General features: G+C 63.1%; 11 protein-coding genes. 4 read left to right on the forward strand and 7 right to left on the reverse strand.

Annotated features, from left to right (window positions below; genetic code table 11):
• Window positions 1-19: 19 nt before the first annotated feature.
• Genes AC1DMA_RS14750 through AC1DMA_RS14770 form a run of 5 tightly spaced genes read right to left on the reverse strand, consistent with a single transcriptional unit; the run spans window position 20 to window position 4,859 of the window.
• Entirely contained in the window at window positions 20-397 is a 378-nt protein-coding gene (locus AC1DMA_RS14750; protein ID WP_478144667.1) for an SHOCT domain-containing protein, read from the reverse strand.
• Window positions 398-429: 32 nt separating this feature from the next.
• The gene (locus tag AC1DMA_RS14755) at window positions 430-657 is read right to left on the reverse strand and encodes a LapA family protein (protein ID WP_478144668.1); all 228 of its coding nucleotides are present in this window, start codon (window positions 655-657) and stop codon (window positions 430-432) included.
• 28 nt (window positions 658-685) lie between these two features.
• Window positions 686-2,128 (reverse strand): basic amino acid/polyamine antiporter, encoded by a 1,443-nt coding sequence (locus AC1DMA_RS14760; RefSeq protein ID WP_478144669.1) that lies wholly within the window; start codon window positions 2,126-2,128, stop codon window positions 686-688.
• 30 nt (window positions 2,129-2,158) lie between these two features.
• Window positions 2,159-3,427 carry an arginine deiminase gene (gene arcA, locus AC1DMA_RS14765; protein WP_478144670.1) on the reverse strand — a complete coding sequence of 423 codons (1,269 nt, stop codon included), beginning with the start codon at window positions 3,425-3,427 and terminating at the stop codon, window positions 2,159-2,161.
• Window positions 3,428-3,440: 13 nt separating this feature from the next.
• Window positions 3,441-4,859 carry a basic amino acid/polyamine antiporter gene (locus AC1DMA_RS14770; protein WP_478144671.1) on the reverse strand — a complete coding sequence of 473 codons (1,419 nt, stop codon included), beginning with the start codon at window positions 4,857-4,859 and terminating at the stop codon, window positions 3,441-3,443.
• A gap of 260 nt (window positions 4,860-5,119) precedes the next feature.
• Here AC1DMA_RS14770 and AC1DMA_RS14775 point away from each other — a divergent pair, with 260 nt between their 5' ends.
• Window positions 5,120-5,566, forward strand: coding sequence for an outer membrane lipoprotein (locus tag AC1DMA_RS14775; RefSeq protein ID WP_478127395.1), 447 nt, complete (start codon window positions 5,120-5,122; stop codon window positions 5,564-5,566).
• A 102-nt stretch (window positions 5,567-5,668) separates the two neighbouring features.
• Here AC1DMA_RS14775 and ssb read toward each other — a convergent pair whose 3' ends face one another.
• Window positions 5,669-6,184, reverse strand: coding sequence for a single-stranded DNA-binding protein (gene ssb / locus AC1DMA_RS14780; RefSeq protein WP_478127396.1), 516 nt, complete (start codon window positions 6,182-6,184; stop codon window positions 5,669-5,671).
• A gap of 233 nt (window positions 6,185-6,417) precedes the next feature.
• Here ssb and AC1DMA_RS14785 point away from each other — a divergent pair, with 233 nt between their 5' ends.
• Window positions 6,418-9,456 carry a PAS domain-containing hybrid sensor histidine kinase/response regulator gene (locus AC1DMA_RS14785; RefSeq protein ID WP_478144672.1) on the forward strand — a complete coding sequence of 1,013 codons (3,039 nt, stop codon included), beginning with the start codon at window positions 6,418-6,420 and terminating at the stop codon, window positions 9,454-9,456.
• 16 nt (window positions 9,457-9,472) lie between these two features.
• Here the strand turns inward: AC1DMA_RS14785 and AC1DMA_RS14790 are convergent, their stop codons facing one another.
• Complete coding sequence (locus AC1DMA_RS14790) at window positions 9,473-10,105, reverse strand: response regulator (RefSeq protein ID WP_478127398.1); 633 nt, start codon at window positions 10,103-10,105, stop codon at window positions 9,473-9,475.
• A 306-nt stretch (window positions 10,106-10,411) separates the two neighbouring features.
• Here AC1DMA_RS14790 and AC1DMA_RS14795 point away from each other — a divergent pair, with 306 nt between their 5' ends.
• Window positions 10,412-11,782, forward strand: coding sequence for a chloride channel protein (locus tag AC1DMA_RS14795; protein WP_478144673.1), 1,371 nt, complete (start codon window positions 10,412-10,414; stop codon window positions 11,780-11,782).
• Between the two features lie 47 nt (window positions 11,783-11,829).
• Window positions 11,830-14,877, forward strand: a complete 3,048-nt coding sequence (uvrA, locus tag AC1DMA_RS14800) for an excinuclease ABC subunit UvrA (protein ID WP_478144674.1) — start codon at window positions 11,830-11,832, stop codon at window positions 14,875-14,877.
• Window positions 14,878-14,909 lie beyond the last annotated feature (32 nt).

Below are 14,909 nucleotides of genomic sequence, written 5' to 3' on the forward strand. Positions count from 1 at the left end.
GCGACGGGCGGGGCCAGGATCAGGACAGCGCCTTGGCCTTGAGTCGCGCGAACTCTTCCTGGCTGATGGTGCCGGCGTCGAGAAGCGCCTTGGCATCCGCGATCTGCTCCGCAGGCGACTTTCCGGCCACTTGGCGGATGTATGCATCGGTGTCGGACTTGGCCCGTTGCAGGCTGGCGCGTTGTCTTTCGGCCATGCCTCTGCCGCGCGCAATGATGTAGATGATCGCCGTCAGCCCGGGGATGAAGATGAGCCCGATGATCCACAGCACCTTGAATCCGCCGCCCAGTTCAGAGTCGCGAAACAGGTCGCCGATGATCTGAAAAAGAATGAGGAGGTAGACGATGAGGACAAAGGTCGACAGCAGCAGTTGAATCAGGTCCCAGAAATTGCTCATTTAAATTCCTCTATGTTGTTGAGATTGAAAGACTAGTAAGTACGCGAAGTCGCCTTGTTTGTCCACGTCCGCAGCAGGCCGAGGACGAAGCCCCCGGTGAACATGCCAAGGATGTAGACCAGCAAGACCATGACCGAGGTCGGCAACGTGACACTCATCGAGAACAGCGACACCGTCACCGACTCCATGTTCTGGATCTTGAAGAGCACCACGATTCCGACAAAGATCACGATCAATGCGATGTAGAGGTAGCGGGTCATGTGACTTTCTCCAAGTAAAAAGGGATGCTCAGACAGCGATCGCGCCCGAAGCAAGCGCGACGACCGCCGCGACGGCGGCAACGACCACGACCACAAAAACGCCCAGCTCGGGCCGCGTGAAGATTTGCTCCCTCTGTTCACGCCGTGCAACGAGATAAAGAAGCGTCCCCGGCGCATAGAGCACTGCCGAGAGCAAAAGGAATTTCAATCCGCCGGCGTAGATCATTCCGGCGGCGTACACGGTCGCGATCGCGCCGCGCGCCCAATCGCCAGTGCGGCCACGATCATGACCACGGCCATCGGCGACGTAGGTTTCCCCAGTCCAGGCAAGCTTCAGTCCATACGCAGCGACGAGCAGATACGGAATCAGCGTCATCGAACTCGTCATCTTCAGGGCGAGCGTGAACGCGTATTCGGCGAACCACGTCACAAGCAGGAAGACCTGGATGACTGTGTTGGACAGCCAAAGCGCAGCTGCGGGCACACGGTTCTTGTTTTCTCGCGCGAGAAAGGCGGGCATCGTCTGGTTCTTGGCCGCGGAATGGAGCACTTCCGCGGCGAGCAGCGACCAGGCAAGATAGTTGCCGAGGATCGAGATCAGCAGGCCTACGCTGATGAAGATCAGGCCCCAGGAGCCGACCAATGCTTCCATGACTCCCGCCATCGCTGGCGTGGGCAGCGCGGCAAGGTCCGGGCGCAAGAGCACGCCATATGAAAGGATCGTGACGAGGATCAGCAGGCACAGCACGCCCAGGAATCCCAGCACGGTGGCGAGGCCCACGTCCTGGCGCCGTTTGGCGTAGCGTGAATAGACGCTCGCGCCTTCGATGCCGACGAACACGAACACCGTGACCAGCATCGTGCTGCGCGCCTGGTTGGCGACGCTTGTCAGGCTGCGCTCTTCGCCGCCAAAGAAGTTCCAGGCAAAGATGTCCGCCCTGAAGCCGACGATCGCGACCACGATGAAGACGACGATCGGCACGATCTTGGCGACCGTCGCAATCGTGTTCAGCGCCGCCGCCGATTTCACGCCTCGCAGCACGAGGAAGTGAACACCCCACAGCACGACCGTGGCGGAGACGATCGCGAGGACGGTGGTTCCATCGCCAAAGGCCGGAAAGAACTGTCCGAGCGTTGCCTTGATGAGGATCAGGCAGGCCGTGTCGGCAAGGCAGCACCCGATCCAATAGCCCACTGCGGAAGCGAAGCCCAGGTAATTTCCGAAACCGGCCTTGGCATAGGCGTAGATGCCGGCATCGAGGTCGGGCCGCCGACGAGACAAGGTCTGGAAGACGAAGGCCAGCATGAGCATCCCGGCACCGGCGATCGTCCACGCGATCAGCGCGCCGGCGACACCTGTCGACCTCCCGAACGCTGACGGAAGGGCGAAGATGCCCGAGCCGATCATCGAGCCGACGACGAGGGCGATCAGTGCGCCGAGCGAAAGCTGCTGGTCCTTCGAAGTGGTCATGCCGGTCGAGCGCGACTTCCTGATTCGTGGTCAGTAGTCCACGGGATCGCGGCTGATCGGGCAAGTCATGCAGTGACCGCCGCCGCGGCCACGGCCAAGTTCGGCGCCTACGATAGTGATCACCTCGATGCCCTCCTTGCGCAGCAGCGTGTTGGTGTAGGTGTTGCGGTCGTAGGCATAGACCACGCCGGGAGATGCGCACACCAGATTCGCGCCGCTGTCCCACTGGGTCCGCTCGCGCTGATAGTCGCTGCCGCCGGCCTCCACCACCCGCAGCTTCTTCAGCCCCAGTGCCTGCGCGACGACATCGACGAAGGACTTGCTTTCCTTGCGCAGCTCGACGCCGCTCGGATGACTGCTGGGATGGTAGGAGAAGGTGCTGGTCTTGTTCATGAAGTCCGGCGCCAGCAGCACGCAGTCGCGGTCGGCAAAGGTGAAGACGGTGTCCAGGTGCATCGCCGCGCGGATCTTCGGCATGGCCGCGACGATGACGCGCTGCGCCGCGCCCTTCTTGAACAGCGTGGCGGCAAGCTGGCTGATGGCCTGGCGCGATGTCCGCTCGCTCATGCCGATGAGCACAACACCCTTGCCGATGGGCATGACGTCGCCGCCCTCGAGCGTGGCGAGGCCATGGTCCTGCGTCGGGTCGCCCCACCACACGTTGACCTTGCCTGCAAAGTCGGGGTGGAACTTGTAGATGGACGTGGTGAGGATGGTTTCCTCGTGCCGCGCGGGCCAGAACAGCGGATTGAGCGTCACGCCGCCATAGATCCAGCAAGTGGTGTCGCGTGTGTAGAGCGTGTTCGGCAGCGGCGGGAGGAGGTATTCGGTGCCGCCCGCGGCTTCCTTGGCGACCTTGAGCGCGGCGCCGCCATGGGCTTCGGGAAAGTCGTGCGTGGAGAGGCCTCCAATGAGGGTCTCGGCCAATGCGCGGTTGTCCAGGCCTTCGAGATAGCTGCGCAGTTCGTCGACGAAACCCAGGCCCACCTGATTGGGCACCACCTGGTTGTCGAGGATCCATTTCTTGCCCTCTGGCACTGCCACGGTCTCGGCCAGCAGGTTGTGCATCTCGACCACTTCGATGCCGCGGTCCCGCATCTTCGTCACGAAATCGAAGTGATCGCGCTTGGCGTTCTCCACCCACAGGACATCGTCGAAGAGGAGCTCGTCGCAGTTGCTCGGCGTCAGGCGCGAGTGCGCGAGACCGGGCGCGCAAACCATGACCTTGCGAAGCTGGCCGACCTCCGAGTGGACGCCGAATTCAGCGGCATTCGCATTGCCTGCACTTGTCTTGGCCATGATGTGTCTCCAATCAGATGGTGATGAGCCCCGTCGCCAATCCGTAGATGCCGTAGATGGCACCCAGCACGGCGACGATGAAAATAATCCAGTCCACGGGGGTAAAGACTTGCTTGCCCTGTTCGCGGCGCGCCCAGATGTAGAGGATGGTCCCGGGTGCGTAGAGAACAGCCGAGAGCACAATGAACTTGAGTCCTCCGGCGTAGATCATGAAGACCGTGTAGATGACGGCCACGCCAGCCATGATGAGATCGCGCCGGCGCTCCTGCGGCCGCACCTGGTAGCTCTCGCCGCGCTTGGAGATCATGAAGCCATAGGCCGCCACGAAGAGATACGGAATCAGCGCCATCGCGCTCGTGAGGTTCAGCATGAGCGCGAACGCATCGCGCGAGAAGTAGGTGCTGATGACGAAAAGCTGCACGATGATGTTGGTCAACCAGAGCGCATTGGCCGGCACCTTGTTGGCGTTCTCGCGGGCGAAGACGGCCGGCATGTCTTTTGTCTTCGCAGCAGTGAACATCACTTCGGCACAGATCAGCGACCACGCAAGATAGGCGCCGAGCACCGAGACGATGAGCCCGACACTGACGAACACCGCACCCCAAGGACCGACCACTGCCTCGAGCACGGCAGCCATCGAGGGCTGTCGCATCCCGGCAATGTCCGCGCGCTGCAGCACGGCGTAAGGCAGCATCGTGACCAGCACCATGAGCCCGGTGACGCCGATGAAACCGATGATCGTGGCCTTGCCGACGTCGGAGCGCTCCTTGGCGTAGCGCGAATAGACGCTCGCGCCTTCGATACCCAGGAAGACGAAGACCGTGACGAGCATCGTCGCTCTCACCTGCTCGAAGATGCTCCCGGTGAGATCGCCGCCATACAGGTTGCCGCTGAAGAGGTCCATCTTGAACGAGAAGATCAGGATGACGATGAAGACGATGATGGGGATGATCTTGGCGACGGTGACAACGCTGTTGATGAAGGCGGCCTGCTGCACGCCCTTCAGGATCATGAAGTGAAAGAGCCAGATGCCCAGCGATGCGACAACGATGGCGACGACCGTGTTGCCGTCGCCGAAGACAGGGAAGAAGGCGCCCAGCGTGGACTTGATGAGCACCCAGTAAGAGACGTTGCCGATGCAACTGCCGATCCAGTAGCCGAAGGCGGACAGAAAGCCGGGGTAGTCTCCGAAGCCGGCCTTGGCATAGGCAAAGACACCAGCGTCCAGGTCCGGCTTGCGCTCGGCCAATGCCTGGAACACGCGCGCCAGCATGTACATGCCCGTGCCTGCAATCAGCCAGGCAATGACGGCACCGAGTGGACCCGTGGCGTTCGCAAAAGTCCGCGGCAAGGAGAAGATCCCTGCGCCGACCATCCCACCGACCACCATCGCGGTGAGCTGCATGCGGGACATCTTCTGTTCAGCAGCCATGGGTCTCCTCGATGGTCGCGAGCGACCTGCTGGTTGTTGTGGGAAGTGCGCGCACCTTTGGGTGCTTGCCCCTTGCTCTATAGGGCGGGCTCAGCATCAGTGCGCCTCAAATCTTTGTCAAGTCGACAAAGGATGCGCGAGACGGTGAGGCATCGGCGTTCATTGCCCCAAGGGGCAAGCGCCAATGCACATTGGTTCAATTGCCCATTGCGCACCTGATGCGATCATCTTTTTTCATTCTTGTGGAAGGAGATATTCCAATGACATCGCGACTTCTCTCTCGGCTCGCAGCAATTGCGATCACCCTTGTCCTCGCCGCTTGCGCGGCGCCAGGCTCTCAAACCGACACGATGGCGATCCGGCAGGGTGTGATCGAGCAGATCATGCCCACGCAGATCCCGAGCTCGCATCACACCGGTGTCGGCGCGGTGCTCGGTGGCCTCGCGGGCGTCGGCGTCGGCAGCTTGATCGGCGGCGGCACCGGGCGCGACGTCGCGATGGTGGTCGGCGCCATCGGCGGCACGATGGCGGGCTCCGAAGTGGCACGCAGGTACGACCGGCCGCTGGAGGGCCAGCAGATCTTCGTTCGCACCGCCAGCGGCGTGCTGGTCGAGGTCACGCAGCCGGTCACGCCCGGCCTGCGCGTCGGGCAGCGCGTGTACATCCAGGGCAGCGGCGACGGCGCACGCGTGATCCCGCAAGGTTGAGTTCGTCCGGCTGCAACGAGCCGACAAGCACAAAGACAAAGGGCCGGTTCACTGCGAACCGGCCCTTTTCAATGCGAGGTGAGGTGAGGTGAACGAGCCCGATCAGAACGGGATGTCGTCGTCCATGTCGTCGAAGCCCGAAGATGACTTCGAGGGCGCCTGGCGCGGTGCTGGCGCCGGAGCGCGCGGAGCGGATGCGGGCGGACGCGAATAGCCGCCGCCTTGCCCCCCCCCTTGCGAATATCCCCCCCCGTCGTCGTCGCCGGACGGGGCGCCCTGTCCCTGGCGGCTGCCGAGCATCTGCATTTGATCGACGCGGATGTCAGTGGCGTACTTTTCCACGCCGTCCTTGTCGGTGTATTTGCGTGTGCGGATCTGCCCTTCGACGTAGATCTGCGAGCCCTTGCGCAAATACTGGGCCGCGATTTCGGCCAGCCGGCCGTTGAACACCAGACGGTGCCACTCGGTGGCTTCGCGCATTTCGCCGCTTTGCTTGTCCTTCCACTTGTCAGTGGTGGCCAAGGTCGCGTTGCACACTTGGTCGCCGCTCGGGAAGGTACGCGTTTCCGGATCTCGTCCGAGATTGCCGACGAGGATGACTTTGTTGACCGATGCCATATGTACTGCCCCTGGGAGATGCCAGTAATTCTGTGAGTCGCGGGTTCGCGAAAGCGATCGAGTCTACCTCGCCGCGAGCAACCTGACGACCGGCTCCTTTGGCACCCGAATCAGGTGCCAGCTGATGGCGCATCGGTAAGAATGCCCCCCCGGTGAGCTGGCGGACGACGGCGTTTCCGCCCTGAATCTGCCCTCCCGGCTCGTCAATGCCGTTCATTCGGCGCGGAGGCCTCATGGCGACCCCAATCACTTCCCTTACCCAAAAGATCGACCGTGGCGGCGCCATCACGATGGTTTTGACCATCCTTCTCGGCGCGGCAAGTTATCTGTTCGGACAATCCAGCGCCATCGAACTGCACTGGTTCTGGGTCGCGTTGATTGCGCTGTGCATCATCGGCGTGTCAGCTGTGCAGATCGCGCGCCTGCGCTCCCTGCAGGATCGGGACGACGAGCTCAGCGCCATCGTTGACGCCGTGCCGCACATGCTGTTCTTCAAGGACACCCGGTTGCGCTACCAATTGTTCAACACCGAATTCAAGCGGACATTCGACATCGACTCGAACGCCGGAATCGGCAAGACCGACCGGGATTTCTTCGGCCCAGAGCACTGGGAACGCTACATGGCCCAGGACCGCGAACTGATGGCTGCCGGCGTGGCCCGCAACTATGACGAAGAGATCGTCATCCAGGGAACGGTGCACAGCATCCAGTCACGCAAGCAGCCGGTGTATGACCGCCATGGCACCCTGCGAGGGCTGGTCGGCGTCTCGCTGGATGTCACGATCGAGAAGCAGATACAGCGCCAGCTCGAGGACGCCAACATGCGCCTCGGCATGGCCCTCGAAGCGGCCAGCATGGGGTCTTGGGAATGGAACATGGCCACCGGAGAGGTGCGCGCCGACGCGCGCACCCGGTTGATCCTGGGCATGAAGGAGAGCGATCACGACGCCGCTTCCGTTTTTGCCCGGCTTCATCCGGAGGACGCGAAGGAGACCAGGGCCCGCATCGACCTTGCGCGCACGCGCAAGGAGGTTGCCACCTTTGAGTTCCGGGTCATCGACGACTCAGGCGACGTGCGCTGGGTGGAGGGCTTTGGCTCGCTCGATGAAGGGCGCGGCGGCCTCGATTATCTGATCGGCGTCAACCGCGACATCACCGAACGTCGCCGAGGCGAGCTCGAGCTCAACGCAGCGAAGTTGCAGGCGGAGCGCGTGCTGGCCGAGCTCGAGCAATCACGGATCGACCTCGAACTGGCGTTGACCATCGGCGGCCTGGGTGTGTGGCGCTCCCTCACCACGCTGCCCAAGCACGCGGATCTGACCGATCCCGCATTCGGAGCCACCGTCATCACGGCGGACCAGAAGATTCGCGAGATCCTGGGGATCGACGACCATGCCGACGATGACCCGCTCACATACCTGAAGCTCGGCGCGCTGGTTCATCCTGATGACCTCCGAAGCGTCGTCGGCAAACTGAGGCGCACGTTCGACAAGGGGCAGGAGGTCTACAGCGACCAATACCGCATCTGCAGACCGAACGGGACGATCCGCGTGATGGAGGTGCGAGGCAGCTTGGCGCTTCGGTACGAGTCGGATACGGTCGTCATGGACTTCACCGGCATCGCAAAAGACATCACTGAAGAAGAGGAGCTCAAGGCCAACCTCATCACCAAGGCCGAAGAAGCGCGAGCGGCCGTGGATGCGAAGACCCATTTCCTCGCCATGATGAGTCACGAAGTGCGCACGCCTCTCAATGGCGTGCTGGGAATGATCGACCTGGTCATGGAGACGCCGCTCACGGACGACCAGCGAAGCATGCTGACGGGATGCCGCAAGTCGTCAGTCGCACTGCTGAGGATCATCAACGACATCCTGGATGTCTCGAAGATCGAGGCGCGCATGCTGGGGTTGGAGAGCCGACCCCTTTCGCTGACGCGCCTCATCGAAGACGTATGCACGAGCTTTACCGCGGACACCACACGCAAGTCGATCGCCCTGAAATTCCACCTCGATGCTGGAATTCCGCAGTACGTGATGGGCGATTCGGTCCGGCTGCGACAGGTGCTGACCAACCTGATCGGCAATGCCGTGAAGTTCACGCACCAAGGCAATGTGAGCGTCCAGGCGCGACTCACGCGAAACGGCCGACTGGAAATGACGGTGGAAGACACCGGCATCGGCATTGACCCGCTCTTCACGAGTTCGCTCTTCGAGCCCTTCAAGCAGGCCGAAGTAGCCACCACCCGCCGCTATGGCGGCACCGGGCTGGGCTTGTCAATCGTGAAACAACTGGTGGAGTTGATGCGCGGCAACGTCCGCTGCGAAAGCACGCCCGGTGTCGGCAGTCGCTTCATCGTGACCTTGCCTTTGCGCGCATGGACACCCGGCACAGGCTCCGCGCCAGGGCACAGCCCGGCGCCTCATCCCGTCATCGATGCGGCCAGAGTCGAACATGACGCCGTCGGTGGCGCTCTCGGCTTGAAGGTGCTGCTGGCGGAGGATCACCCAATCAATAGGGAGGTGATCACGCGGCAACTCGTGAGGCTCGGCTGCACGTGCGAATGCGCGGTCGACGGCCAGGAAGCCTGGGAAATGCTGATGACTCCGGAAGCGGATTACGCACTGCTGCTGACGGATTGCCACATGCCGCGGCTCGACGGCTATGCGCTGACCACGCGATTGCGTGAAAGAGAATCTGCAGAGGGTCTGCCGAGGCTACCGATCATCGCGTTGACAGCCAGTGCGCTGCAGGGCGAGGCCGAGCGCTGCCTGGCGTTGGGGATGGATGTCTATCTCTCCAAGCCTCTGCAACTGGGCGATCTGCGCGATGCGCTGGTGAAGGTCATGTCGCGGGAGCCGCAAGAAGATGCGCTGGCGGCGCCAGCCGGCCCCGTCGACGTCGCGAAACCTGCGGAAGCAGCGCGATATCCGAGCCTGACGGCGCTATGTGGTGGCGACCTCGGCAACGTCGCCGAACTGGTCGGCATCTTCGTCACAGCGAGCGAGGAAGACCTGGAAAAGATGGACCGGGCCGCTGGGGCCGATGACTACATCGGGCTTAGAAAACTGGCGCATCGACTGTGCTCGGCATGTCAGCAACTCGATGAGCGCAACGCTGTCGATGCGTTCCGGACCGTCGAGTTGACGAGCGCGGACGATGAGAGAAAGCTGATCGAGGCCACGCGCGAAGCCTATGGCGCGGCAAGGGCCGAGCTCGAATTGGTGCTTGTTCGAGCCGGCGACTTCGCCCGCTCGTATCGGCGAACTGCCTGACCCATGTGCTGGAGTGTCAGGCCACCAGCTGGTTGGCTCGCGAGAAATCCACCAGTTCCACGAGGCTGGAGATGCTCAGCTTCTGGAAGATTCGCGCCTTGTAGCCACTGATGGTCTTGTTGCTGATAAGGAGTGTTTCGGCAATTTCCTTGTTGCTCAGGCCGCGGGCAAGATATTGCAGCACTGTCAGTTCGCGATCGGAAAGGCTCTTGATCAAGGCCCCCGGCCGCGCACCGTCTGCGAGCGCCGCGTGCGACGCCAGGATCGAAGTCGCGAACATGCTGTAGCCGGCGAGGACCGTATGGGCAGCCTGGACCAACCGCTTCAGATCCTCCGTTTTACTGATGAATGCGTTGGCGCCGGCCTTGACCGCGCGCGCGCCGAAGATCGATTCCTGTTGACCGGAGAGCACGAGAAGCTTCGTGTCGCCGTGCAGCTTTCTTACGCGTTCGATGACGTCAAGACCGTTCAATCTCGGCAGATCGAGATCAAGGATCACCAGCTTCGGCTGAAGCTCGCGGATGACCGTCAATGCCGAAGGGCCGTCACTCGCCTCGCCGACGATTTCGAACTCACCGGTGGACTCCAAAGCGGATCGAACGGCCAGTCGAATGGCCGGGTGGTCATCCACGACGACTACTGATTGCATAACTTACTCCCTTTTGTTGACACCGATCCTGGTTCGGCCCCTTCGCAGAAGACCTGTCGATTCGATTCGTGATCGTCTCGGCGGGTCTGGTGACAGAGCGAAGAGGCTTTCCGTGGCCCTGAGAAAGAGCTGTCGGTTTGAAAAAACGCGAAGGATAGCGGCGCAAACTGCAATCGGTAGTACTACACCGCTTTCCCGGGTACTTTTCAGACATTTCCTAGGCTCCGCACAGGAAGACGCATCGCCGACAGGTCCGTGCGCCTGCGCCTGCGCCTGCGCCTGCCGCGGAGACAATGACGCTATTCCATGAACCGCGAACCGGACTTCTTCGAAAACCTGCGCGCCGAACTGTCGAGCGGCCGTCTATGGCTCGACCGCGCCATCGTCCTTGGCTACGCCGTCGCGGCGGGCCTGTTCGTGGTGGTCTTCACGATCGCCAGCGACCGCGCTTTCGGGCTGTTCCTGGGGCTGTACCGCTCCCATCCATGGGCGGTTCTACTCTGGACGCCTGCCGTCACGGCCGCCATCGTCTGGGCAACGCGCCGCTGGGCGCCCGGTGCGCGGGGTTCGGGCATCCCGCAGGTCAAGGCAGCGCTGCATCCTGCGCTGCCGCCGGAGAAACGCGGTCTGTTCGTCTCGCTCAGGCTCACGGTTGCCAAGATCGGGCTGGCCGTGCTGGGCTTTGCGGCCGGACTCTCCATCGGGCGCGAAGGCCCTGCCGTGCAGGTCGCCGCCGGGGTCATGCAGCACGCGCGCCGGTGGCTTTCACCACGCACGACGATCGATGCGCGCGGTTTGCTCCTGGCAGGCGGCGCCGCCGGAATCGCGGCGGCGTTCAACGCGCCGCTCGCGGGCGTGGTGTTCGCGATCGAGGAACTGTCGGGCCGCATCGAAGCGCGTGCGAGCGGGTTGATCATCACGGCCATCGTGCTCGCCGGCCTGGTCGCGGTGTCCGTGTTCGGCAATCTGAGCTACTTCGGCATCATCAAGGTGCCGCGTTTCGGCTGGGAGGTGATGGGACCCGGCCTCATGGTGGCCTTGACGACGGGGCTCGCCGGCGGTCTCTTTTCGAGGCTTCTCGCCACTTCGCTCACGGGAGCACCGCAGCGGTTGAATAATCTTCGGGCGCGCTGGCCCATTCGCTTTGCCGCCGCCGGTGGACTTGCGGTGGCGGCGATCGGCCTCGCAACCAACGGCACCACCTTCGGCTCCGGGTCCGAGTCGGTCAAGCACATGCTTGCGGGCCACGACGAACTCACACCGCTCTACACGCTGCTCAAGTTCATCGCGACATGGCTCACGGCGTGGTGCGGCGTTCCGGGTGGAATCTTCGCACCTGCGCTTTCGATCGGCGCCGGCATCGGCGAGGGGATCGCCCGATTTGCAGGGCCTGGACTCGGCCCCGCACTCATCGCCATGGGCATGGCGGGCTTCCTGGCGGCGGTGACGCAGGCGCCGCTCACCGCCTTCATCATCGTGATGGAGATGGTCGACGGGCACTCGATGGTGCTCAGCCTCATGGCTTGCTCGCTGCTGGCCAGCCTGATTTCGCGAATGATCAGCAGGCCGCTCTATGAATCCTTGGCCGAACACATGCTGACGATGGCGATGGGCGCGCCACTGCCGCCGGATCCGGACGACCCGCTCGCGACCGGGCAATCCCCCGACGCACCTTGAAACAGGCGGGGATTTATCATGTCCGGTTGCCCAAAACCGACCGCCCTGTGAATTCCCCCTCCGATGACGTCTACCTCGGCGCCGCGCTTGCGCAACAGCGCATCAGCATCCGCGGCGCGCGCACGCACAACCTCAAGAACGTCGATCTCGACATCCCGCGCAACAAGCTGGTGGTGATCACTGGCCTGTCCGGCTCGGGCAAGTCGAGCCTGGCGTTCGACACGCTCTACGCCGAAGGCCAGCGCCGGTACGTGGAGAGCCTGTCCGCCTATGCGCGGCAATTCCTGCAACTGATGGACAAGCCCGACGTCGATGTGATCGAAGGCCTCTCTCCGGCGATCAGCATCGAACAGAAGGCGACGAGCCACAACCCGCGCTCGACTGTCGGCACCGTCACCGAGATTCACGACTACTTGCGGCTGCTGTACGCCCGCGCAGGAACGCCCTACTGCCCCGAGCACGATCTCCCGCTCCAGGCGCAGACGGTCTCGCAGATGGTGGATGCGGTGCTTGCGATTCCCGAGGAACCCCGGCTGATGATCCTGGCCCCGGTGGCCCGCGAAAAGAAGGGCGAGTTCGTCGAACTCTTCACAGAGATGCAGGCGCAGGGCTACATACGCTTTCGTGTCGACGGGCAAACCTACGAATACAACGACCTGCCCAAGCTCAAGAAAACCGAGAAGCACGACATCGACGTGGTGATCGACCGCTTGCGCGCACGCCCCGACATGCAGCAGCGGCTCGCGGAGAGCTTCGAGGCCGCGCTGAGGCTGGCCGATGGACGTGCGATCGCGCTGGAGATGGACGCGCCTGCACCGGCAAATGGATCCGAGTCGCCCGCGGCACGCGAACACCTCTTCAATGCGAAGTTCGCTTGCCCGATCTGCCACTACTCGCTGGCCGAACTCGAACCGCGCCTGTTTTCCTTCAATTCGCCCGTGGGCGCGTGTCCGAGTTGCGACGGCTTGGGACATCGAGAATTCTTCGACCCCGCGCGGGTCGTCGCGTTTCCGACGCTGAGCCTCGCCAGCGGCGCGGTGAAGGGCTGGGATCGGCGCAACGGCTATTACTTCAGCATGCTCGAAAGCGTGGCCAAGCACTACAAGTTCGATCTGGACACGCCTTTCGAGTCGCTTCCCGCTTCGGTGCAGCAGACCGTGCTGAACGGCTCGGCGCAAGAAGAGATCAAGTTCACCTACGTGATGGAGAGCGGCCAGCAATCCGGCAAGAAGCTGGTGCGCAAGCATCCCTTCGAAGGGATCATCCCGAACATGGAGCGGCGCTATCGCGAGACCGATTCGGCGATGGTGCGCGAGGATCTCTCGCGCTTTCGCAACTTGCAGCCTTGCCCCGAATGCCACGGCACGCGTCTGCGCCGCGAGGCGCGCCATGTGTTCCTGGTCGATCAAACCGGCGCGGAGCCCCGCCGCATGGCGATCTACGAGATCAGCCATGCCACGCTGCGCGAGAGCTTCGCGTACTTTCAGGACCTGCATCTGCGTGGCGCCAAGGCGGAAATTGCCGACAAGGTGGTGCGCGAGATCGGGCTTCGCCTGAAGTTTCTCAACGACGTCGGGCTCAACTACCTGAGCCTGGATCGCAGCGCGGAGACGCTGTCCGGCGGCGAGGCGCAACGCATCCGGCTCGCCTCACAGATCGGCTCGGGGCTGACCGGCGTGATGTATGTGCTCGACGAGCCCAGCATCGGTCTGCACCAGCGCGACAACGACCGGCTCATCGGCACGCTGAAGCACCTGCGCGACATCGGCAACAGCGTGATCGTCGTCGAGCACGACGAGGACATGATCCACGCCGCGGATCACGTGATCGACATGGGCCCGGGCGCCGGCGTTCATGGCGGGCGCGTGATGGCGCAGGGCACCTACGCGCAGGTTGCGGCAGACCCGGACTCACTGACGGGGCAGTACCTGTCTGGCGTGAAGAAGATTGCGGTGCCCGCGCGCCGAACGCCATGGTTGCCGGTCATGAACAAGCCCGTCGCAGAAGAAAGCAAGAAAGCATCGCGCTTTCCGCAGAGCGGTGCCGCCGAAAGGCGCGCGGCCCGCGAGGCAGCGCACCTGGCGACACAGTCCGACGTGCAGGAAATCCGGGTCGTCGGCGCGACGGGCAACAACCTCAAGAACGTCAACGTGGCGTTCCCGGTCGGCCTGTTGACGTGCGTGACGGGCGTCTCCGGCTCGGGCAAATCGACGCTGGTCAACGACACGCTCTATGCAGCCGTCGCGCGCACGCTCTATCGCGCACACGAAGAGCCGGCCGAACACGAGGCCATTGAAGGCATCGAGTATTTCGACAAGGTCATCAACGTCGACCAGTCGCCGATCGGCCGCACGCCGCGCAGCAATCCGGCCACCTATACCGGCCTCTTCACACCCATCCGCGAGCTGATGGCGGAGACCAACACGGCCCGTGAGCGCGGCTACGGTCCGGGCCGCTTCAGCTTCAACGTCGCGGGCGGCCGCTGCGAAGCGTGTCAGGGCGATGGCGTCGTGAAGGTCGAAATGCACTTCCTGCCCGACGTGTACGTGCCCTGCGAGGTGTGCCACGGGCAGCGCTACAACCGCGAAACGCTCGAAGTGCAATACAAGGGCCGCAACATCGCGCAAATCCTCGACATGACGGTGGAGACGGCGCACGAATTCCTGAAGGCCGTGCCGACCATCGAGCGCAAGCTGCGCACGCTGCTCGATGTCGGCCTGAGCTACATCAAGCTCGGGCAGGCCGCGACGACGCTCTCCGGTGGGGAGGCGCAACGCGTGAAGCTCGCGCTCGAACTCAGCAAGCGCGACACGGGCCGCACGCTCTACATCCTCGACGAGCCGACCACCGGGCTGCACTTCGCTGACATTGAGCTATTGCTGAAGGTGCTGCACCAGCTGCGCGACGCGGGCAACACGATCGTCGTGATCGAACACAACCTGGACGTGATCAAGACCGCCGACTGGCTCATCGACATGGGCCCCGAAGGCGGCGCCGGCGGCGGCACGGTGGTGGGCGTCGGYACGCCGGAGGCGATCGCCGCGAACGAAGCCAGCCATACGGGCCGATACCTGAAGCGCCTCCTGCCGGGCTGATCCGGCTGACCCGGCTGATCTCCGACCACCTC

This window comes from Variovorax sp. 05N34, from assembly GCF_056397405.1.